We start from the raw sequence: 22,393 nt of genomic DNA, 5'->3' as shown, positions 1-22,393 counted from the left end.
AATTTTTGCCCATAAATCAATATTTTTCCACAGTTAATTTGGGCTATAAGTTTAAGCGACTTTCCTGCTAAAATATGCGCCTTTCCAAGATTTCAGTCCGTGAATTGAATTTTTATTCACCTGTTTGATGCATCAATCAGGCTGTTCGTTCACTCTTTCAACGTATTACCTTGTAGGAGCCTACATGACGGTTCAAACCTTCATTCCGAATGGTGCCCCAGCTGCCTCAGAAAACACTGTTACCCAGCCAGCGCACACCCCAATTAGCGATGCTTCAGTCAAAAAACTGTACATCGAAACGCAAGGGTGTCAGATGAATGAGTACGACAGTCACCGTATGGCAGACCTGTTAGGCGATTCTCATGGCTATGTGCTGACCACCGATCCTAAAGATGCCGATATTCTGCTGATGAATACCTGCTCGATCCGTGAAAAGGCACAGGAAAAAGTCTTCTCCGAGCTGGGTCGCTGGCGTAAGCTTAAAGATAAAAATCCTGACCTGATTATTGGTGTTGGTGGTTGTGTGGCGTCTCAGGAAGGCGATAACATCCAGAAACGTGCCAATTATGTCGACATGATCTTTGGCCCGCAAACCCTGCACCGTTTGCCGCAAATGCTGGATCAGCATTTTGAGCAGATCGAAAAGCCGAAAAAAGAAAAAATCAAACTGGTGGATATTTCCTTCCCGGACATCGAGAAATTCGACTTTTTACCTGAACCGCGTGTTGAAGGTTATAAAGCTTTTGTCTCGATCATGGAAGGCTGTTCTAAATACTGTTCTTTTTGTGTGGTGCCGTATACGCGTGGTGAAGAAGTATCTCGTCCACTGGATGATGTGCTCGCTGAAATTGCGGGTCTGGCAGAAAAAGGCGTGCGTGAAATTTCACTTTTGGGTCAGAACGTAAACGGTTATCGCGGTGAAACTTTTGAAGGCAATATCTGTACCTTTGCCGATCTTTTACGTTTGGTTGCAGATATTCCGGGCATTGGCCGTATTCGTTATACCACCTCGCATCCACTGGAATTTAATGATGACCTGATCCAGTGTTATCGTGACCTGCCACAAATGGTTTCACATCTGCATCTGCCGGTACAAAGCGGTTCCAATGATGTACTTCAGGCCATGAAGCGCAACCACACCATTGATGTCTATATCGAGAAGATTAAAAAGTTACGTGCAGTTCGCCCAGATATGCATTTATCTTCAGACTTTATCATTGGTTTCCCTGGTGAAACTGACGAAAACTTTGAAGAGACTTATCAGTTTATTCAGGATCTAGATTTCGACCACTCTTATAGTTTTATCTATTCAAAACGCCCGGGTACGCCTGCGGCAGAACTGGAAGATACGATCTCTGAAGATGTGAAAAAAGAACGTCTGGCTAAAGTTCAGCAATGGATTAAGCGTTCAAGCATTGACAAGACGGATGCCATGCTCGGGTCTATCCAGCGTGTACTGATCGAAAAAGTTTCTGATAAAGATCCGAATATTCTGGTCGGTACGGCGGACAATACCCGTTATGTCAACTTTATTGGTGACCCTGCCTGGGTAGGCCGCTTTGCCGAGATTGAAATTACCGAAATTAAAACTTTGAATTTAGTTTATGGTGAGCTCTTGAATCTTGAGCCTGACGTGGCGTAATGTAGAGCATATAACGCACACTTCATAAGGAACACTCTTGACTGCAGCGATTCGACGTACAGTAGCTTTTCCTGGAATTTCGATGGACCGTATACAAGCCATGTTAGGTGCCTATAACGGCCATTTGAAGCAAATTGAACAACGTTTAGACGTCAAAATCTCCCATCGTGGAGAAAGTTTTATTATTGATGGTGGAATCGATGCCGTTGAGAGAGCCGAAATGCTCTTGCAACGTCTTCATGAAGAATCTGAACATAGTCAGCAGATTAGTGCAGATACTTTACATCTGATGATTCAGGGCAGCCAGACTGACCGTGAACTTCAGCAAGATCTGGATGATCAGGAACATACGGGGCTGGACAATGTCTGGCTGCAAACCCGTAAAGGCCGGATCAACCCGCGTGGTGCCAACCAGAAACGCTATGTACAGCGCATTCTGCAAAGTGATATTTCTTTTGGTATTGGCCCTGCCGGTACAGGTAAAACCTATCTTGCCGTTGCAGCTGCAGTGGATATGCTGGAGCGCAATGAAATCCAGCGCATTCTGCTGGTTCGTCCTGCGGTTGAAGCCGGTGAAAAACTCGGTTTCCTGCCGGGAGATTTAACCCAGAAAATCGATCCTTATTTACGTCCCTTGTATGACGCGCTGTATGAAATGCTTGGCTTTGAAAAAGTGGCCAAGCTGATCGAACGTCAGGTGATTGAAGTGGCTCCGCTTGCTTATATGCGTGGCCGTACCTTGAATCATTCTTTCGTGATTCTGGATGAAGCGCAGAATACCACCCCAGAACAGATGAAGATGTTCCTGACCCGCCTAGGTTTTGGTTCACGTGCCGTGATTACCGGCGACGTAACTCAGGTAGATTTACCGCGTGGTCAGCAATCCGGTCTGTCACATGCCTTGCGTGTGATTGATAAAATTCCTGAAATTCATATCACCCGTTTCCATTCGCGTGATGTGGTACGTCATCAGCTGGTACAGAAAATTGTCGAAGCCTACGAAGGCTGGGACAGTGAACAGCAGCGTTTAAGTGCTGAAGCACGTGCCGAACGTAAAGCACGTCAGGATGCCTTGATCGCTGAAAATGATGCTGCGGCAGACGCACAGCATTAAGCTTTAAACTTAAGGATTTGTGTTGAAACTTAGTCTTTCCTTACAACAGGACTTTCAGTCGCCTGAACTGGTGCTGAAACGTGCCTATATTAAAAAAGTTGTAGAAACCACTTTACGTCATATTGGCACTCAAAGTGATTGCGAAATTGGAATTGCCTGTGTCGACAATGACGAAAGTCATAAACTGAATCTGGAATATCGCGGCAAGGACAAACCGACCAATGTCCTGTCTTTTCCGAGTGAACTTCCAGATGAAATGGCGCAGTTTCTGGATGCATTTCCCATTGGTGATCTGGTGATCTGTATTCCTGTAGTGCTGGCCGAAGCGCTGGAACAGCAAAAAGCGCCTTTGACTCACTTTACCCATATGCTGGTACATGGCACTTTGCACCTGATGGGCTATGACCATGAAACCTCGGATGAAGATGCCGAAGAAATGGAAGGCATTGAAATCGAGATTCTAGCAAAACTTGGTTTTGATAATCCGTATTTAGAACAAGGCTAAAATTTTCTTGCTATAAAAAGTGAGCTTCGGCTCGCTTTTTTTATTGTTTACCCTCACCCCAACCCTCTCCCATAAGGAGAGGGAGTTTTAATACCTATAGCTCAATGATAGTTCTCTCTCCCGTTGGGAGGGAGTTAAAGGGAGGGTTTACAAATGAATAAAATGGTCTAACGCACCTCAAATTCTGCTTCTGCCGGATCAAATCGCCAGGTACGAATCACCCGCAGTTCGGAAATTTCTTTCATTTTACTGTCGAAAGCACCAAATGGGGCTGCCTTACGCACGGAAGCTTTGGCTGCTTCGTCCAGCATGGCATGTCCTGAACTGTCAATCAGTCGAATGGCACGAATTCCGCCATTCTGGTTCAGGATCACCATCAGCCGCACTTCCCCTGCTAGATTCTGTTGTTTTGCTGCTTCCGGATAATAACGGTTACCATAAAATTCCACTTTTTCACGGAACTTTTCCAGATATGCGGCCGAAACATCCTGTTTGGACTGAATACCATCCACAGTCTTAATTTTTTGCTGACGACTGAAATTTTGCTGACGCTGTAAATATTGCGCTTCCAGACTGGCGACCATGGCCGCTTTTGCCTGAAACTGGCTCTGTAATTGCTCCTGCATTTTTTTACGCTGATTTTCTTCCGCCTGCTTTTGCCAGCTCAAGGTGGTCATCAGGACTTTTTCTTCAAAACTGAGTTCCTGTTGTTGTTGCAGCATCTCCAGACTTTCTTGCAGTTCTTCGCCTGCATGTTGCTCCATTAATGGCGATGGCATATCACTCGACATGCGATGAGCTTCTCTAAACTGGCCGGAACCCTGCTGGTCCGTTTGGGCCAGAAAATCAGCATGCTCAATTTTTTCATCAGTCTGGCGCAAGCTGACCGCGATTTCTTTGGTACTGGTATCCCGATCTTGCGGCATACCAAATTCCAGTGTCAGCACGATCAAATGCAGAATGCCTGCGGCAAGCAACGCACTGCTAAACACTGGATCTTTCCACCAAGTTCTGACCAGAGGCATGAGTATCATCGTTTTTTCACATTCGCCTAAACTCAATAATGAGTTCAGCTCCCCAAAAAAGTATTTGAAAGATTAAAAATAAACGGATTCGTCATTTATCTTTTTAAAATGCCAAATCCATCAAATCTTCAACGTTACATAACTAAAACTATAAAAATGGTGCTATTTATTTTGCTAAACTTCAAGCATGAACGCTTGTATTTTTCATACAATTCGACAAGATACATCCCGAGTCAAAAATAAAGTTGCCAGGACGCTTCAGTATGCAAACGCTAATTTCCAATATTTCCAACCGAATCCGCCAAGTGTATCAGAGGGCGGAAGGATTTATTGAAGATGAGCGTGAATTTCCCCTATCGCAAGTCTTCCTAAATGCAACCTTTCAGCGCTTTGTCACAGACAATGTCGATGCATTGAAAGACTTACACGCAGATTTACATGAAGACTGGCTGCGTCTCTACGCAACACTGGATTATAAAGGCCTGATTGTCACTTTATCGGTTGATTTGAAACTGGTACAGATGGAACTGAATAAAACCACCCAGTTGATCGTGTTCGAGCAAATTAGTGATACCCAGCTGATTGAAGCCAAATATCCGAATATGCTTTATAAACTTGGCGTGCGTTTTGGCCTGTTCTTCTATCAACGTGTCTTGAATAAAGATCCTTTGGGAATGATTTTGGAAAAACTGGGCGTGATTAAAGTCATCGATGACTTGCTCTATCTGGATTTAAATCGCTGGTTAGGTAAAAGCCGATCGGTCATTGATACCTTGGGCAAAGTTCATGTGAATCACGCAGTACTTCGTGAAGCCGAACTGGTGGTGATTGGTAATGTCAATCTGGCCGCCCTGTTTAGAAAACTTTCCCAAGATCAGGAAGAGAACTGGGATGAAGACAAGATGGATGACAACCGGGTCACCCCTATCAAACAGAAAGATCCTTCTTAAATCATGTCAAACGTAGTTTTTGAACAAAAGTTCCATAAAACTACATGAAATATACATTTTTGGCAGAAATATCCCTTCAACTTCCATATTTTGCCCAAATAATAAAGGGTGCAATAAATGATATTTTTTGCCCGTTTAACCAATATAGGAAAATAACTGATGGCGAAGACTGTATTCAAAACTTTAGTGATGACCACGGGTCTGAGCAGCGCGATACTGTTCACTGGTATTTCTAGCCAGGCTTTTGCCATGACTCCTTTTCAGGCCAGTTATCAATTTAGCTATAATGGCAAGAACATGGGTTCTGCAACACGGACTCTAAGTAAATCTGGCAATAACTGGACTTATGTCTTTGCTGCAAAAGCTGGAGGGATTGCCTCTGCAACCGAAACCAGCCGCTTTACTTTTAATAATGGCAAGATCGGCTCAAGCAGTTTCAGTCGCAGTAGTAAAGTATTGGTGCATAACAACACTATGAGTATTAATTTCAATCCTTCCAGCAAAACTATCAGTACCAAGAAAGATGATGAAAAACGTTCTTTTGCCTGGAGAGCAGATGTTCTGGATGAGTTGAATGCGGAATTGCAGATCCGTGAAGATTTAAAAAATTCAGGCCTGAAAGCAAATTACTACATCGCTGATGCTAAAGAAGTTGAAGGCCGCAAGTTTGTCAAACAGGGTTCAGAGACTATAAGTACCAAATACGGATCTTTTAATACCATTAAAGTGGTGATGAAACATAGCAAACCAGGTCGTGAAACCATTTTCTGGCTGGCACCAAAACTTGACTATCTTCCAGTCAAAGTTTCGCATGTCGACAAGAAAACCTCCTATGGTTTACTGTTAACTGACTATAAAGGTGCAAGCAACTAAGTTTTTGGCGAATTTCACTTGATTTTTTCCGGGTGCTTTTTACAATACGCTTTTGCTTGAAAAAGCACCTGCTCTTGAGGATTCTCCCGTGCATGCACTAGAACAGAAAATCTTGGCTGAAGGCATCGTCCTCTCTGAAGAAGTTTTGAAAGTAGACTCTTTCTTAAACCATCAGATTGATCCAGTCATGATGCAACTGATTGGTCAAGAATTTGCGCGTCTGTTTAAGGATGCTGGTATTACCAAAATTATTACGATTGAAGCATCAGGTATTGCACCTGCCGTAATGGCCGGCCTAGAGCTTGGCGTACCGGTGATCTTTGCACGTAAATACCAGTCTCTGACCCTGAAAGATGATTTATATCGTTCTAAAGTCTTTTCATTTACCAAACAAACTGAAAGCACGATCGCGATTTCAAATAAACACATCAGCTCAACCGACAAGGTTTTAGTGATCGATGATTTCTTGGCTAATGGTCAAGCAGCTTTAGGTCTTGCAGACCTGATTCATCAGGCAAATGCAGAAGTAGTCGGTATTGGCATTGTGATTGAAAAATCATTCCAGCCAGGTCGTGATCTGCTGCTTGAAAAAGGCTACCGTGTGGAATCACTGGCACGTGTGAAGTCTTTAGCAAATGGCACAGTTGAATTTGTTCGCGACTAAGCTCGCCAATGAATTTCAAAAGAGCGCTGATGCGCTCTTTTTTTATTGCGTTTTTCTGATGATATAAATTTAAAATATCCAAAACTCGGCTATAGCTCAGCCTAAATTCTTATTTATTCTTCCAGATTTGATCCTAGATAAATGACTTAATCTTAAGCTCCAGACTACTCAATTTCTGAAATAGAGAGTGTCAAACAATAAGTACTTTTTTATCCGATGAATAAACAACAATTTATGTGGATGTTATTATAAAATAAAGAGGCCTAACTATCTGCCAATAGTTAGACCTGTGTTCACCTCGAAAAAAGAGTTTATTTAACAGTCACAGTGATACTACCGCTATTCACAGCACCGATAGCGGTAGTTGTGATGCTGTTGTTAATAGCAGTTTGAGTTCCTTCTGAAATAGCACTGACAGATGCATCAATAGCACCCGCATTATAGGCAATATTCGCTACACTATAATTGCTTAAAGTTTCATTGATTTCCTCACTATAGTCAGTACTCAGTGTCGAACTTATAACTTCCGAGATATCTGAACTATCCGAAACCTCTGATAGCTCCTCTAGAGTTTCAGAATTATTAGTTGCACTGGTTACTGCACTGTAGTCGTAGTTATCCGTGGCATCTGATATGTCTGATACCACCTTATTGTAGCTACCCTGCTCAATACTGATACTACCTGTATTCGCGGCACCAATCGCAGTAGTTTCAATTGTACCTTCAATTGAACTAATGGCCTCTGGTGCTTCTCTTGTAGCTTCTGCAATTGCTTCTAAATCAACGCTTGCATCAACATCACCTGTATTCACTGCAAGATTCAAAGCAGAACCATTTTCAACCTGCTGAGAAATAGAATCCAAGGTAGCTTGCAAGCCTGTATCTACGGTGACGTCAGTAGGTGTTTCATCTCCTTGGGCATATGCCATACCTGCGCTAGACAGAAAGGCGACGGATAAAGCGATTGTTTTGATCGTGTTTTTCATCGTTGTTCTTCCTACTTTTGTTTTGAAGTACCTCTCGCTAAGTACTCCTTCTTATAATGGGAGCGAGCCCATTTTTAAATATTTTTAATCACGCTGGGTGCTAGACCAGTAATTTTCGACCACCTCAGGATTGGCCTCCCATAGCGTTGTGGTTTTTTCATCTTCTTGTTCTTTATCAGCCTTTTCTTGAGTATCTTTTTCTTCATTCTTTTCATTTGAAGAAGGTGGATGCTGCTTCTTGCTAATATATTTAATCAAGTCCTGTTTGCTCATTTCAGGCTCTGCTTCAGGGTTTTGAATCACCTCGGACTCTTTCTGTTTTGGCGGTTTCGTATCTTTGCTCGGTGAGTTGGTTGACTTATTTTTTTCATTAGATGAGTCTGCCTGGCTTGAGACTGACTCCTGAACAACACTGCTTGAAGCTGTACTATTTTGTTGCTGGTTTTTCTTGTATTTATGCAGAGCGACAGAACTTCGGGTTAAGTTCAATTGACCAAGCTCTGGCGGTATCTGCGCACGGCAACTTTCAAATACGGCGGGTGGGACAACCTGACTCAGCAATTCAAAAGTGGCCAGATTCAACATTTGGCGCAAGGCAAAGTTAGTTGCCTCGCGTTCTCCTTTTCCAATCTGAATGTTTAAGAGTGTACGACCAGCGAATCTGCCTGCACTTAAGCCATAATCCTGTGCAGCAATTTGCTTCTGCAATGAAACATTGCCCACGACTTTACTGCTACGGGTATCGGTCAAAGATAAATCCAGACCGACCATAATCCGGGTTTGACTATAATTCGGACCGACACCAGCGATCTGCATGTCAAAACCACCACCCGGAATAAAATCCAGACTGTTAATACTGCCTGTCACATAATAATCAGAAGCCTGGATTTGTCTTGGATCACGAATGCCCCACTTGGCTTCGCTTTCGATAATCCGGGGATCACGCCGGTTCATTAAGCTTACCCCCGCCTGAAACAAGGCAGATTGCACCATATCTCCCGCACCTTGGGTCACCATTTTTCCGCTACCACCATTGGTAACTACATCCTTACCGGTTTGATCCAGAATTGCCCCCACGGAGAAACTCACATCACTACGTAATTGTCCTTTTAGGCAGGATAAAGCCATATCAAAAGGGGTAAAAATATCAGTAATTGGGGGGCCTTGTACCAAGCTAACTGGCTTCTTGTTTGAAGGTGCCAAGCCTGTGCAGCCTGTTAAAAAAGAGCTGAAAAGGACAGTGGCACTCACGAAAGATATATGTCTTCTGGTCGAGGAGAAATTCAACATTGTGATTCTCCTGGTCTGTTACTTAAATTAAGACAGCGCTGAGGATTTTGGTTGGTATTTGAATTGACTGGTGCTTCATTCAGCAACTCACTCGTAATATCGATACTGTTGTCTGTACCCTCTACATTGATATTGTTGGTCGGGGTATTTACCGTCCCGATGGAAGTAGTTGAGGTGCTATGAACGGTGGTTTTACCTAATCCGGAATAATAGTCTGACTCCTTAAGTTCGATCAGATTGGCTTGAACTAGATTCTCATTGGAACGGGCACTGGATGATTTCCAACGCTGAGTCCACTCATCAGAGGTGGCATAAGCGTTACTCAGAAAACATAAACCTAATAAACCCAGATTGATAACTAATATTCTCATAATCTTAATATCCTCTGACTTAAGATATTTATTTAATTTTTCATTTAAGTAAGATTAAATTTATCTGAAGAATATTAAATCACATAAAATTATAAAATGTAAAACTTATCCCTATTCACTTATTTTTTTGTTTTATTTAAAAATATAAATTATTGTTTTTATTAAATTAATATATATTTGTTTATTATTTGTGATTTGTAAGAAATCATTATATAAATTTTTTTTGAATATAAAATTCATATAAAAAACTTGATTAAAATAATATATTTTTTATATTATCAATAATCAAAAATTTATCTAATAAAGATTAGAATTATTATACTTTTTATATTTTAAAAGTCGTAAATTTTTATTTTATTAGAACTTCTATTTAATAAGGATAAATGTCACGATTTATTTAAAATATAATTAATCAATTACAATGAAGGTGACTTATAAAGAAACGCCAATATTCAGATGTATTTTGGCTGAAAACTTGAATAGACCTGATAAGAACTCGTTTACATATTTTTCGACTTCCCTTCCTTTTTCATTTCGAATTCAGAAATGGCCTACCTAAGATCGCAATATTTAGACTGATGAGAGAAGAACATTTCTGATGATCTTGAGATTTGCCATTTCCTCAATGACAGGTTAAGAATTGCGTTAATCAACCAAGAAGGCATATATTTACAGCTGAAATACAATGTTTTAACGTGAACTCAACTAGAATCAAGTGAGTATGCAATGTTTCTGATTTGCGAATTCAAAACTTATCTAGTGTGTTGTTGTATGTTATGAATAAGTGCTGATCAGGGCACACATCCTATTCCCGACAAACCTAAAACAAGCACATCTCAATCCTTGATGGAACAATCTATGCAATGTCCTAAATGTGGCTCAGCTGATATCGAACAGCGCGATCATGAACAGAATTTAAAGAAAATTGGCGGCATTCTCATGAGTTCAGCGGGTGCAACTGCAGGGACTGTGGGTGGCGCTGCTTCAGGTGCATCGATTGGCGCTGCAATTGGTACAGTAGCCGGACCTTTAGGTGTGATTGTCGGCGGAACCGTAGGCACTTTTGTCGGTGCAATCAGTGTCGGGATTACCGGCGGTGTGGTCGGTAATTTTCTGGGGAAAAAAGCCGGGGTTTCTGTCGACCGTAATCTGTTTCAGGATTATCAATGTCTGAAATGCAAATACAGATTTAGTCAAAAAGATCAAAAAGATCAAAAAGATCAAAAAGATCAAAAAGATCAAAAAGATCAAAAAGAAGCCTAATAAAATTCAGGAAATGAAGTTCATTCTTCATTTCCTGTGAGTGCTTGTCAGACTCGATTGAGTTTCAGTACCACTTCACCTAAACGCTTGCCTTGTACTTCACACAGAATTTTTTCATCCTGACTCAGGCCCTGATCATGCCGTGGGCCGCTGACATGACTAGCGCCATAAGGCGTACCACCAGTTTTGGTATTCGAGAGTGCCGGTGTTGAGTTACTAAGCCCCATGATCATCATGCCATGATGGAACAACGGCGGCAGCATGGTCAGCAAAGTACTTTCCTGTCCGCCATGCATGGAACCTGATGCCGTAAACACGCAAGCCGGTTTACCGTGTAGCGCCCCATTCAACCACAGACTCGTGGTCTGATCCCAAAAATATTTCATTTCAGAGGCCATATTGCCAAAACGGGTCGGTGAACCAAGCGCCAGGCCGGCACATTGCGCCAGATCGTCCAGAGTACAGTAAATATCCCCTTCTGCCGGAATACTCGGTTCAGCGACTTTTACCATGCTGGATATATTTGGAACTGTCCTGATTTTTACTGCCACGCCTGCCGCTTCAATTCCATTGGCAATCAGATGCGCCATTTCTTTGGTTGAGCCATATTTGCTGTAATATAAAACAAGGACATAAGGTTGCATCATGGTTCTTATTCATTACTTAAAAAAATAAAACTATACGATACTTTGCAAGTTTTTTGGTTAAGCTGATGATGAAAATTCATGATGATTAAAAAAATTGAGATTGGATGCAGATGATTGTTAAGTATTTAAAGAAATTACCTTTCTATGAAAAACACTGGTTTCAATTTGTTTTATTTGTACTGCGACGTTTTGAAGCAGACCGCTGTCGTGAACAGGCAGGTTCACTGACCTATACGACTCTGTTTGCCGTAGTGCCGATGCTGACGGTTTTTCTGGTAATTATCTCTTCCATTAAAGCGCTGGAACCTGCGCGGCAACAACTGCAGCAGCTGATCTATAGTAATTTTTTGCCCAAAACCACCATTGCCTTTGATAAAGCCCTGAATGCCTTTACCGATAAATCCAGCAATCTCACCATCATTGGTATTCTGTTCCTGTTTGTGACGACAGTATTGATGCTCAGCAGTATCGAAACGGTGTTTAATCGGATTTGGCGTGTGACTGAAACACGGGGCGGAATTATGGGCTTTATGCGTTACTGGACCATCATTTCACTCGGGCCGATTTTACTCGGCAGTGCATTTGTGATTTCTTCGACAGTGGCATCCATGAGCATTCTCAGCAATAACTTTGCCGGTTATGAGCTGGATGGCGCCTTTGTCCTCTGGGCGATTTCCTTTTCTTTGACTGTACTCGGATTTTTCATTCTGAACTGGACCATCCCGAATCGCAGTGTACCGCTTAAATCTGCCTTTATTGCCGGTCTGTTTAGTGCCGTGGTGTTTGAGCTTCTGAAAAACCTGTTCGGCTATATCATGTCAAACTTTACCAGTTATGAAATTGTCTATGGCGCCTTCGCCGCTGTGCCGATTTTCCTGCTCTGGATTTATCTGTCGTGGATTATTGTGTTATTGGGTGTTGAAATCAGTTATGCCCTGACAGCGTTCGAATCGGGGCAGGACAATAAACGCCATCCCATCGTCATGCTGCTAGATCTGTTAGAACTCTTTTATAAAAAACAGAAAACCGGTGAAAGCATCAGTGAAGCACAAGCGCTTGAAGTGCTGGGCCGAGATGAAATTGGCCGCTGGCCGAGCTATGTCGCCATGTTTGAAAAGCAGAATCTAATCAAACGCACCGATGAGAATGAATATGTGCTGGTTCGCGATCTGGATCAGGTCAGCTTCTGGAATTTTTATCTGCAATTGCCTTATCCACTGCCACGCAAAAACCATCTCACCAATGCCCAGACTGATGACATCTGGATGCAAAATTTCTCACCTAGATTACAGGAAACTGATCAATATCTGGAAGAAAAACTCAATTTCCCATTGTCCGAACTGTTCCGACATAAATAAAAAAATCCTCTCGCTTGAGAGGATTTTTTTAACTGATAGCGGTAGATTTCCAGCAGACTATAGCGCCTGCAGTCACCAAACCCGTCCCGATCCAAAAACTGAGTTCGGGTCTGACATCCAGAATCAGCATTGACATGACCGAAGAAAGAATCGGCATAAAATAGGTGGCTAAAATCAGCACCTTGATATTGCCGAACTGCATACTCTGATTCCAGTTACTATAGGCGATGCCAATCAGACTACCCACCACTGCAACTCCCAACCATAGCTTGAATGTGGGCATGATAAAAGGTTCGTTTAATCCTAAATGTAAGAACCATAAGCTAATTACAGCGACCAAAAAGAAAATCGGTACACCATTTTGTCCGCGGCCATAGGTCCTAGTTAGAACGCAGTAGCAAGGCCATAACAAAGCGCCGAGAAAGGCAAAGCCATAGGCCCAAGGATTTTCAGCTAAAGCCTGCATAAACTTCGGCAGATTAGTGATTTCTGGATTGACCACCAGCATCAGTCCCATTACGGCGAGCAGAAAGCCGGGAATCACCCAGAGGCGGGCCTGCAACTGCCGGGCAAAAATCGAAAAAACAATCATCAAGGGTGGCCACAGATAATTGATCATGGCAATCAGCATCACTTGTTCACGATTATCCGACCATGCCACGGCAACCAGAAATAGAATCTCATAAGCCACAAATAAAGCGCCACAACCGAACAGATAGCGCTTGGACATTTGCTTGATTTTTGGGAAACCCGTGAATGCCAAAATCGCCAGACTGCTAAAACTATAAATTAAAGCAATCCCCTGCACTGCACTGGTGGATTCAGTAATCAGTTTCACTACAGCGACTAGACTGGCCCAGATCAGAATGGAAGACAGGCCAATCCAGGTCGCTAAATTTACAGACCAGTTTTTCATACTTGCTCTTGAATAGTTTTATTAATATTCGGTTTTTTCAGCCATCCCTGCAAACTCACCAGAATCACGCCCAACATCACCATACAGGTGCCGATAATAAAATTGATTTCGATATGTTCATCCAGAATCAGCACCCCGAACAGCATGCCGAATACAGGGGTCAAAAAGGAAAATACCCCCAACCGTGATGCCAGATAATGTTTCAGCATCCAGAACCAGATCAGATAACTGGCAAAGGAAATCAGTACGGTATGAAAAATCAGACTGGAAATAGACAACACCGTCCATTGAATAGCTGCTTGCCCAGTCAGAACAGCCAGAGGCAATAACAGGATTCCACCCATCAATAATTGATAGAACAAAGTCTGGGTTGCAGGTGCTTCAGCCAGCCGGCTCAGACGTACACTGACTGTGGTGGCTGCCCAGAATACGCCGCCAAGCAAGGCCAGAAAATCTCCCCACAAGGCATCAGTCTGTAGACCTGACCCCGTTTGTGGACGTAACAGAAAACTGACTACAATTCCGCTAAAGGCGAGAAATATTCCGCCCCATTGCACAGCAGACAAACGCTCTGCCGGCAATTTCCAGTGCAAACCCAAAGCCACAAAAATCGGTGCGGTATAGAGTAAAACAATCGTATGCGAGGCTGAGGTATAACGCAGTGCCTCACCAATCAGATAGAATTCGGTTGCAAACAACACACCGACCAGCAATCCTGCAGGTAAATAGCGTGCATTCCACAGTTGACGGCGTACGCTTTGCTGAATCAAGGGATAAACCATCAGCGCAGACAAGGCTGAACGCAAGGCAATTTGCATCAGGGCTGAAATATCATTCGCGGCCCACTTCAGTACCACCTGTTGTAAACCCCACAACATACACAATACAAACATGATGGCAGATGCTTTGGCATCTAATGCCTGACGCTGGCTCACATACGGTCCTGTTGCTCATTTGGAAGGTACACTATAAAAGTGTCAGAAATAAAAGATATACTTCAAAACAGACAAATGATGGTGTTATTCAGGCAATTTCGGTGATGCATAAAAAAATCCAAGCAGATTCAGCTTCGCTCAAGCAACTTCCGACCCATGATCTGATTAAAGCACCTCTGTGGATCAGCTTCAGGGAGGATCCTGCGCAATCTGTTTATCCGCTACATGGCCATGCCGGGGGAGAATTTGTCTATGCTTTTCATGGAGTGATGGAAGTGAATATTAATCATATAAATTATGTGACGCCTTCACCTCACGGCATCTGGCTCCCACCGAATTTAGAGCATCGTGGTCTGAACCGTACCGCAGTTTCTCATGGCACTCTGTATGTGCATGAATCACTTTGTGGCCAACTGCCCACTCAACCGGGCATCCTGCTCAGCGCCCCCTTGGTCACTGCTTTATTTACCCACCTGAAACAACTACATCAGCAAGACCATCCAGCATTCGAGGATTCAGCTGAATATCAACGTCTGCTACAGGTACTGCTCGATCAGCTCCAGCAAGCCCAACTGGTCAGCAGTTATCTACCGCATTCAGAACATGTACTGCTGAAACAGATTTTAGATTATTTACATCAGCATCCGGCAGATCAGAGCTCGCTGCGGCAACTGGCCGAACGCGTCAATTTAACCGAGCGGACGCTAGCGCGATATAGCCAGAAAGAACTGGGAATGTCACTGCATGAATGGCGGCAACGCCTGAAAGTGATGCAGGCCATGTCTTTATTAAATGCAGGTCATAGCGTTGAAAGCATCGCCTTTGATCTGGGCTATGCCAATGCCTCGGCATTTATCAACATGTTTAAACGCTGGATGGGAAGCACCCCAGATCAATTTCGCAAACGTTATACTGTTAATGATTAAAATTATGCCTATGAAAAAGGAGCCAATAGGCTCCTTTGATTCAAAATCTTGGTTATTTCACAAAAGTCGTCCAGACATAATCCTGAGACTGCCCTTTGAGGGTCATTTTCAGTTGATCGCCTGAATGCAATGCTGCAACACCTGCCGGGGTACCGGTCATCACCACATCCCCTTCTTCCAAAGTAAAGACCTGACTGATGTCAGCCAGCAAGGTCGCAATATCAAAAATCAATAAAGCGGTATCACCTTTTTGACGCAGCTCATCATTGACTTGCAGTGTGTAATGCACATCTTTCCAGTCAGTGACTACATCGGCGACAGGTACCCAATCCGACAACAGACAAGAGCCATCAAAGGCTTTGGCACGTTCCCAAGGCTGGCCTTTTTTCTTGAGATCATCCTGTAAATCACGCAAAGTTAAGTCCAGACCTAAAGTCACCGCACCCACAGCTTCAAGTGCTTTCACAGGATCGCTTTCTTTGCTTAAAGTCCGGTCAATACGCAAGCTGAGTTCACATTCATAATGACAATTGCCCCATTCCGGATTCCACTCAATGCCTGCTTCGAGCGAACTTAAGGCACTCGGTGGCTTGATAAACAATACCGGACGATCAGGGATCGCATTGCCGAGTTCTTTGGCATGATCGGCATAACTGCGACCCACACAAACGATTTTGGATGGACGTGTGCTCATGATCAAAACTTCCCTTTTCCTTTTATAGATATCTGAATTATTTTTTAAATGTATGCTCGAACATACTCTGTTCAGTGCCGTCCTTAAATGCACGCTTCGGCACAATAACCACGGTACGGTTTTTCAATTCCAGCATATAAGTCAGTTTACCAACAGCAAAATTCTGCACTTCGCTATATGGCACCAGCTTGCTACGATCATTGGTAAAAATTTCCGCATAGTCCTGATACAAATCAATACCCTGTTCGCTTTTACCAAACTGATATTTAACAAACTGGCGTTTAAACATCATCGGCAGGAACCAGTAACGCATGATGCCTTGCAGGATCAGGAAGAATGCACCCAAAGCCACGTAATAACGTCCAACGCCATCAAAGCCCATCGAGAAACCCCAGATGATGATCCCGATACTGACCAAAGGGGTCAGAAAACGTGAAATCTGCTTTTTGCCAAAAGTCGCCAGGGCAAAACCATCCTGAGATTCTTCTAAAGTCAGAAAATAACGGGTCGATAAAGTCGGTGCTGACTCAGTCATAGCATCACATCAAAAATAAAATCTTGCCCAATACTATACCAAAATATCCATAGCGCTTATGGCCTGTCGCATCAATTACATAACTTTGCTTTGGAAATACGTGCATTTGGTTTTAAATAAACAGCAATTAAAACAAAAAATACGCAACAGGATGTTGAATGAAAGGATTAAAGCAATGCATGCTCATCGGTGTTTGTTTGGCAGCTTCTGCTCCAGCACTGGCCAAAATCATTGCCTGGAATGCCGAACTGCCGAGCAGTCTGAGTGCTTATCAGGGCAATGCCCAGCAACTGGCAGAATTAACCGGCGAGCGGATTCTGATTTATGCGCATCCAACCAGTAAAACTCAGCTTCCCACCTTAAACAGTAATGCAGCCAGCAAGACACAGTTTTATAGTGCGGCTGTAGTATTGCCTGTGGCTGAAGCTCAGGTTGAAAAATTGCTGCAACATTATCCGAATTATGTCGGTCTGTTTCCGACCTTAAAGTCGGCCAAGGTGCTGGAGCAGCAGGGTTCGATTCAGCAGGTTAAATATCAGGTTCATATCCCGACCCCGATTCCAGTCTTGAACTTTAAAGAAACCGTAGTGATGCAGCATCATCTGGGTGAAAACAGCATCAGCACCTTAATTATTGATGCGCCAATTCTCTATGGTGCAGGAAAACTGGAGTGGTTTGCACTGGGTCCGCATAGAACGCTGGTGACTGTCACCCAATGGGGCGACCTGAACCAGCCCAAAGGCTTTTTATTCAGTAAAATCCTGAATGCGCTACCTGAAGCCAAACTCGGCATTCCGCCGAGTACCAATGCATTTCTGCTGGAAGCACTACAACAACGCTTTAAAATCGAGCATACAGCAGCACTAGCAACTCCGATTCCGCAACTTAGATTCAACCCTCAACAGCTACAAAAAATTGCCCAGATCAGCCAAAAGTCTGGTCAACCGGTCAGTTTCATTTTGCCGAACTATCAGATTAAAGAAGGAAAAGTCTCAGAAAATTTAAGATTTAGCAGCACCTATCAATATTTTGCGCATCCGGTCAAAAAATTGCGGCCATGGTTGGCTGCTGAAGCGACGCAGCAACTTTTCCCCCGGCAAATCAAGAAGGTCGAACTGAATCCGGTCAATACCCAGAATATAGATGCCAACTATAAGGTGTCGGTCGGTTTAGGGGTGATTCAGATTCCATTTAACTTCAAAATGCGTTTTTACCAGCCTGATTCCTTGCAAAACCAGTTCAATGCCAATGGCGGTGACTTAAAGTTTGTGAAAGGTGGCATGCGCTTATTGCCGCAGTCACAGGGTACCTTATTTCAAATTACCAGCAGCATGAAGATTCACGATCAGGCGCCGTTCTTATTAAGAGCCATGCGCAGCATACCCTATTACGATGTTTTACCTGCGGTAGGTGGCAATACCGTTTATGCACTGAAAGTGCAGCAGAAATTAAGATGAGCAGGAAGCAGAGAGTTATTGGTTTTTTATATGAAAAATAGTTAAAAATCACAGACGTAAAAAAACCGCATCAACGTGCGGTTTTTTCAGAATTCTTATCAAGATTGGTGCGCTCAGAGAGATTCGAACTCCCGACCCCTTAGTTCGTAGCCAAGTGCTCTATCCAGCTGAGCTATGAGCGCGACGTCTTGATGGGGTGCATTATACGAGCTTTTTCAGTCTTGTTAAGTGTTTTTTAATAAAATCACAACTGAATGTACAGTAATTAAACGATGTATCAAAATTTATAGTTTTCTACTGAAAACTTTTACGGATTTAGAGCTAAAAGCACTTAATTAATTCAACCAAGAAGCCGTATTTTCCAAAAAATTCCTGCACCACGCAATGGGTCAACTTTAAGTATTCTCAACCAAGTATCCAGCCAGAATAGAATTCAAATATAAAACGACCGTCACCCTTGTATTCTTTATCACTCGCCTATTGTTCCAGTCTTTACTTCTCCTGCCCTTTGACAATGCGTAAACACAATACCATTTGAGCTGGCCAGATGATCTATCAATTGAAAAGCGGCGGGTATTGATTCATGGCTAAACAGGCGTTTGCCAACACCGAGTATAATTGGAAAAGTCAGCAGACGAAGTTCGTCCACAAGCTCATATTTGAAAAGTGTCTGTACCACTGCAGCACTACCATACACGCGAATATCCCCCTCTCCCGATGCTTTAAGATTGATTATCTCATCAATGCTTTTCAGAAAAAGGGTATTTTGCCAGTCGGAATGCTCCAGACTAGTAGAAAGAATATATTTATTGACGTCATTGATTCCCGGCCAGTCTTCAGTATGTGTGGGCCAGTAAGATTCAAAAATCTGAAAAGTATGTTTCCCTAAAAGAATATCGGAGGGCTGCATCCATTTTTGCATAATGACATCAAATGCCGGATCAGGTTCCGCATTAAAATACGGCGCCACCCAGCCACCATATTGAAAGCCACCAGATATATCTTCTTCTGGGCCGCCGGGCCCCTGCATCACGCCATCGAGGGTCAAAAACTCCTGGACAATGATTTTTCTCATCACGACTGCCTTTATTTTTATTCACTCGCCTGAGACTTATTTTTAGCATGTAATGTCTGGTGTTTCTGTAAATTTTAGGCACAAAAAAACCGCAACATGTGCGGTTAATTGTTCAAGTTGGTGCGCTCAGAGAGATTCGAACTCCCGACCCCTTAGTTCGTAGCCAAGTGCTCTATCCAGCTGAGCTATGAGCGCGCGACATAAGTAAGCGTGGCGGTGAGAGAGGGATTCGAACCCTCGATACAGTTACCCGTATGCGTCCTTAGCAGGGACGTGGTTTCAGCCACTCACCCATCTCACCGTAACGTGCGGCCATAATACAAATTTCGGCATAGCACTGCAAGCGCAGCATCAAAAAAAAGTGCATATTTTTGCTCGTTTAAATACTTTTTAAGCAATTCCTCGATTTTTCGTGCATTTTGATGGCAAAAAAACTGCATAAATTTCCAGTTATCGAAAATTAACAGAAAATTGAAAACTTAAATGGATTATTGCAATCATTTACGTGCAGTCTGCGCACACATGTTTTATGCTAAACCTATCTCCTAAGATAAATTTAAAGACATGATGAAAAACTGGGTCGATCCTGAAGCAAAAGCTGAAGCCGAACGTTATGACAACCCTATCCCTAGCCGCACGCTCATTTTAGAAACCATCGAAAAGAACAATGCCCAGTCCCATGCAGACCTGGTCGAACATTTTGAAATTGCAGATCAAAAAAGTATTGATGCCCTGAGCCATCGTTTAATTGCGATGGTGCGTGACGGGCAACTGATGAAAGACGGCTACAAGTTTCAGATTGCCGTCGAGCAACCTGAATCCGAAGCGACGGTTTATATCAATTCCCGAGGGATGGGAACTGCCAACATTTCCGGCCAGGACGACCTATTATTGGCTGAGCGTGAACTGCGCCTGGTCTTTAATGGTGACCGCGTTAAAGTGCGTCAGACTTCGGTAGACCGTAAAGGTAAGGCCTGGGGCTACATTACGGAAGTTGTGCAGCATCGTGTCAAACAGATCATTGGTAAAGTGTCAGAGTATGATGGTGAATACTTTATCCAGCCAGCCAACCCGAATGCACATCAGCCAATTACCCTTGAAAAAGAACTGATTGAACATGCCCAAGTCAATCTGGGTGACTCGATTCGTGTGGCGATTGATACCTATCCGACCCGTGAAGAATTCGCGACTGGGCATATTGTGCAGTCCATGGCAGACAAGGCCGATACTGAAATCATCATTCCACAAACCATTTTAGAATATGGTTTGCCTTATGAATTCCCGGAAGAAGTTGTTAAAGAAGCCGAGAGCTTTAAAGAACCAACGGCCAAAGACCATGAAGGTCGTGTGGATCTGCGTGATTTAGCCTTAGTTACTATTGACGGTGAAGATGCACGTGACTTTGATGATGCCGTTTATGCCGAAAAACGTCCCGGCGGTGGTTATCGTGTAGTCGTAGCCATTGCCGATGTCAGCCATTATGTGCGTCCAGGCAAACCGCTGGATGATGAAGCGCAGGAACGCGGGACATCTGTCTACTTCCCGCACTTCGTTTTACCAATGCTGCCTGAAGCATTGTCGAATGGCCTGTGTTCGTTAAATCCGAACGTTGACCGCCTCTGTATGGTCTGTGATTTAAAACTGTCACGTGCTGGCCGTGTCACCGGTTTTGAGTTCTATCCGTCTGTCATGCATTCCAAGGCACGTTTGACCTATGATCAGGTCGCACAGTATCTGGAAGGCGACAGTCAGGCGATTACCGAAGATCGCGAAGTTCGCAAGTCGATCAACACCCTGTTCCAACTTTATCAAGTTCTTAAAAGTTTACGTGCTGAACGCCATGCCATGGAATTTGAAACTGTTGAAACTTACATGACCTTCGACGAACTGGGCGGAATTAAAGAAATTCTTCCACGCAGCCGTAATGATGCGCATAAGCTGATTGAAGAATGTATGTTGCTGGCCAACGTGGCAGCCGCAGAATATGCATTGAAAAATGAAATGCCAATGTTGTACCGCGTGCATGAGCCACCTGAGTTCTCACGTATCCAGAAAGTCCGTGACTTCGTCAAGCTGCTGGGTTTGAATTTCCCGGAACAGCCGACTCAGAAAGATTATCAGGCGGTGATTGAAGCGACCAAAGAACGGATTGATGCACCAAGTATTCATGCGGTGTTATTACGCTCCATGATGCAGGCTTATTATGGTGCGAGTAATGCAGGCCATTATGGTCTGGCTTATGAAGCCTATACACATTTCACTTCACCAATTCGCCGTTATCCGGATCTGCTATTGCATCGCGCCATCAAAGCACATTTAAATAACAAGCCATCTCCGCTGTCAGGTGGTGCTTTAGATGAAGCTGGTGACCATTTCTCTGCCACAGAACGTCGTGCAGATGAAGCGTCGCGCTCGGTGACGACCTGGTTGAAATGCCATTATATGCAGCAGCATCTGGGCGAAGAATTTGTCGGCATCATCAGTGCAACGGCAGAATTTGGCCTGTTTGTCACGCTAAAAGACCTGTATGTTGATGGTATGGTGCATGTCAGCCAGCTAGGCGATGACTTCTTTGTCTTTGATCAAAGCAGCCAGAATCTGATTGGCCAGAACCGTGGTCAGGTCTTTGGTCTGGGTGATGAAGTCAAAATCAAGGTTGCCGGTGTCAATCTGGAAGAACGCAAAATCGACTTTGAACTGGTGCAACAACTCAGTCATGCCGGCCGTGCAGTTCGTGCTCGTGCACCGCGCGTAAGCGAGAAAAAACCAGTATCACGTCCAGCAGCGACAGAAGAAGTGTTTGGCAACAATGAACGTGAATCTAAATCCAACCTGAGCGCCGATGGAGAACAGCCCATACGACGCAAAAAAGGAAAAGGAAAACCCAGCTCTTACAGTAAAAAGTCTGCTAAACCATCTGCAGGAAAGTCTGAAGCAAAGGTTAAAGATAAAGTAAAGAAAAAGGCCAAGGTCAAAAAGAAAAAGTCGAATGCAAAAGCCAAGACTGAATAATTTTTGATGGTTTAAAAAGAGCGCTACGGCGCTCTTTTTTCTTTTAAACCTTATCCAGAATAAATATGATTAGAATAAAAATGCTCACTGCATCGAATCATCAACTTAGATCATTCTGATCATATACCTGCCCTATTTCTAAACAAAACTGACAG

At 43.4% G+C, this 22,393-nt stretch carries 21 protein-coding genes and 3 tRNA genes; 11 read left to right on the top strand and 13 right to left on the bottom strand.

All coding sequences use genetic code 11. From position 1 onward, the window contains the following. Positions 1-184: 184 nt before the first annotated feature. The 3 genes from miaB to ybeY are packed head-to-tail and all read left to right on the top strand — an operon-like array spanning position 185 to position 3,261. Positions 185-1,642: a tRNA (N6-isopentenyl adenosine(37)-C2)-methylthiotransferase MiaB gene (miaB, locus tag MWG72_RS02835; protein WP_247143176.1), complete on the top strand. Its 1,458-nt coding sequence runs from the start codon at positions 185-187 to the stop codon at positions 1,640-1,642. 37 nt (positions 1,643-1,679) lie between these two features. Then, complete coding sequence (locus MWG72_RS02830) at positions 1,680-2,756, top strand: PhoH family protein (RefSeq protein ID WP_004732214.1); 1,077 nt, start codon at positions 1,680-1,682, stop codon at positions 2,754-2,756. A gap of 22 nt (positions 2,757-2,778) precedes the next feature. Further along, positions 2,779-3,261, top strand: a complete 483-nt coding sequence (gene ybeY, locus MWG72_RS02825; RefSeq protein ID WP_247143175.1) for an rRNA maturation RNase YbeY — start codon at positions 2,779-2,781, stop codon at positions 3,259-3,261. Between the two features lie 167 nt (positions 3,262-3,428). Here the strand turns inward: ybeY and MWG72_RS02820 are convergent, their stop codons facing one another. Further along, entirely contained in the window at positions 3,429-4,286 is an 858-nt protein-coding gene (locus MWG72_RS02820; protein ID WP_247143174.1) for an energy transducer TonB, read from the bottom strand. Between the two features lie 263 nt (positions 4,287-4,549). Between MWG72_RS02820 and MWG72_RS02815 the strand changes: the two genes are divergently transcribed. From MWG72_RS02815 to MWG72_RS02805, 3 genes are all read left to right on the top strand, one after another. Next, positions 4,550-5,236 carry a hypothetical protein gene (locus tag MWG72_RS02815; protein ID WP_044113162.1) on the top strand — a complete coding sequence of 229 codons (687 nt, stop codon included), beginning with the start codon at positions 4,550-4,552 and terminating at the stop codon, positions 5,234-5,236. A 159-nt stretch (positions 5,237-5,395) separates the two neighbouring features. Continuing rightward, positions 5,396-6,109 carry a DUF3108 domain-containing protein gene (locus tag MWG72_RS02810; protein ID WP_071850839.1) on the top strand — a complete coding sequence of 238 codons (714 nt, stop codon included), beginning with the start codon at positions 5,396-5,398 and terminating at the stop codon, positions 6,107-6,109. A gap of 88 nt (positions 6,110-6,197) precedes the next feature. Further along, positions 6,198-6,773 (top strand): xanthine phosphoribosyltransferase, encoded by a 576-nt coding sequence (locus MWG72_RS02805; protein WP_005094083.1) that lies wholly within the window; start codon positions 6,198-6,200, stop codon positions 6,771-6,773. 311 nt (positions 6,774-7,084) lie between these two features. On the opposite strand, the gene MWG72_RS02800 is transcribed toward MWG72_RS02805, so the two are convergent. The 3 genes from MWG72_RS02800 to MWG72_RS02790 form a co-directional block, all read right to left on the bottom strand. Next, positions 7,085-7,759, bottom strand: a complete 675-nt coding sequence (locus MWG72_RS02800) for a hypothetical protein (RefSeq protein ID WP_005101144.1) — start codon at positions 7,757-7,759, stop codon at positions 7,085-7,087. An 84-nt stretch (positions 7,760-7,843) separates the two neighbouring features. Further along, entirely contained in the window at positions 7,844-9,049 is a 1,206-nt protein-coding gene (locus tag MWG72_RS02795; protein WP_247143173.1) for a CsgG/HfaB family protein, read from the bottom strand. Further along, the gene (locus MWG72_RS02790) at positions 9,043-9,420 is read right to left on the bottom strand and encodes a hypothetical protein (protein WP_005108624.1); all 378 of its coding nucleotides are present in this window, start codon (positions 9,418-9,420) and stop codon (positions 9,043-9,045) included. Before MWG72_RS02790 ends, MWG72_RS02795 begins: the two co-directional genes overlap by 7 nt. An 846-nt stretch (positions 9,421-10,266) precedes the next feature. Between MWG72_RS02790 and MWG72_RS02785 the strand changes: the two genes are divergently transcribed. Beyond that, the gene (locus tag MWG72_RS02785) at positions 10,267-10,683 is read left to right on the top strand and encodes a hypothetical protein (RefSeq protein WP_161785344.1); all 417 of its coding nucleotides are present in this window, start codon (positions 10,267-10,269) and stop codon (positions 10,681-10,683) included. A gap of 47 nt (positions 10,684-10,730) precedes the next feature. On the opposite strand, the gene wrbA is transcribed toward MWG72_RS02785, so the two are convergent. Further along, positions 10,731-11,327, bottom strand: coding sequence for an NAD(P)H:quinone oxidoreductase (wrbA, locus tag MWG72_RS02780; protein ID WP_034438516.1), 597 nt, complete (start codon positions 11,325-11,327; stop codon positions 10,731-10,733). A gap of 113 nt (positions 11,328-11,440) precedes the next feature. Between wrbA and MWG72_RS02775 the strand changes: the two genes are divergently transcribed. Beyond that, entirely contained in the window at positions 11,441-12,688 is a 1,248-nt protein-coding gene (locus MWG72_RS02775) for a YihY family inner membrane protein (protein WP_004645086.1), read from the top strand. 28 nt (positions 12,689-12,716) lie between these two features. Here MWG72_RS02775 and yddG read toward each other — a convergent pair whose 3' ends face one another. Together yddG and MWG72_RS02765 are read right to left on the bottom strand one after the other, a co-directional pair. Next, positions 12,717-13,604: an aromatic amino acid DMT transporter YddG gene (yddG, locus tag MWG72_RS02770; protein WP_247143172.1), complete on the bottom strand. Its 888-nt coding sequence runs from the start codon at positions 13,602-13,604 to the stop codon at positions 12,717-12,719. Then, positions 13,601-14,539: a DMT family transporter gene (locus MWG72_RS02765; protein WP_180086863.1), complete on the bottom strand. Its 939-nt coding sequence runs from the start codon at positions 14,537-14,539 to the stop codon at positions 13,601-13,603. Before MWG72_RS02765 ends, yddG begins: the two co-directional genes overlap by 4 nt. Positions 14,540-14,643: 104 nt before the next feature. Between MWG72_RS02765 and MWG72_RS02760 the strand changes: the two genes are divergently transcribed. Continuing rightward, complete coding sequence (locus MWG72_RS02760; protein ID WP_247143171.1) at positions 14,644-15,465, top strand: AraC family transcriptional regulator; 822 nt, start codon at positions 14,644-14,646, stop codon at positions 15,463-15,465. A gap of 52 nt (positions 15,466-15,517) precedes the next feature. Here MWG72_RS02760 and MWG72_RS02755 read toward each other — a convergent pair whose 3' ends face one another. Next, the gene (locus MWG72_RS02755; RefSeq protein WP_005108618.1) at positions 15,518-16,159 is read right to left on the bottom strand and encodes a fumarylacetoacetate hydrolase family protein; all 642 of its coding nucleotides are present in this window, start codon (positions 16,157-16,159) and stop codon (positions 15,518-15,520) included. Between the two features lie 37 nt (positions 16,160-16,196). Continuing rightward, entirely contained in the window at positions 16,197-16,694 is a 498-nt protein-coding gene (locus MWG72_RS02750) for a YcxB family protein (RefSeq protein ID WP_004281456.1), read from the bottom strand. A 158-nt stretch (positions 16,695-16,852) separates the two neighbouring features. On the opposite strand from MWG72_RS02750, the gene MWG72_RS02745 reads away from it, so the two are divergent. Further along, the gene (locus MWG72_RS02745) at positions 16,853-18,151 is read left to right on the top strand and encodes an SRPBCC family protein (RefSeq protein WP_005101162.1); all 1,299 of its coding nucleotides are present in this window, start codon (positions 16,853-16,855) and stop codon (positions 18,149-18,151) included. A 105-nt stretch (positions 18,152-18,256) separates the two neighbouring features. On the opposite strand, the gene MWG72_RS02740 is transcribed toward MWG72_RS02745, so the two are convergent. From MWG72_RS02740 to MWG72_RS02725, 4 genes are all read right to left on the bottom strand, one after another. Beyond that, positions 18,257-18,333: transfer RNA gene (locus MWG72_RS02740), tRNA-Arg, on the bottom strand. A gap of 287 nt (positions 18,334-18,620) precedes the next feature. After that, a complete protein-coding gene (locus tag MWG72_RS02735) occupies positions 18,621-19,226 on the bottom strand; it encodes a dihydrofolate reductase family protein (RefSeq protein WP_247143170.1) in 606 nt (201 codons plus the stop codon). Between the two features lie 118 nt (positions 19,227-19,344). Then, positions 19,345-19,421 (bottom strand) — tRNA-Arg (locus tag MWG72_RS02730). A 16-nt stretch (positions 19,422-19,437) separates the two neighbouring features. After that, positions 19,438-19,527: transfer RNA gene (locus tag MWG72_RS02725), tRNA-Ser, on the bottom strand. Positions 19,528-19,790: 263 nt separating this feature from the next. Between MWG72_RS02725 and rnr the strand changes: the two genes are divergently transcribed. Next, positions 19,791-22,238 carry a ribonuclease R gene (rnr, locus tag MWG72_RS02720; protein WP_016806776.1) on the top strand — a complete coding sequence of 816 codons (2,448 nt, stop codon included), beginning with the start codon at positions 19,791-19,793 and terminating at the stop codon, positions 22,236-22,238. Positions 22,239-22,393: the final 155 nt, after the last annotated feature.

Source organism: Acinetobacter lwoffii, assembly GCF_022967985.1.
Taxonomy (GTDB): Bacteria; Pseudomonadota; Gammaproteobacteria; order Pseudomonadales; family Moraxellaceae; genus Acinetobacter.
This window is presented reverse-complemented; position numbering and strand designations above follow the sequence as displayed.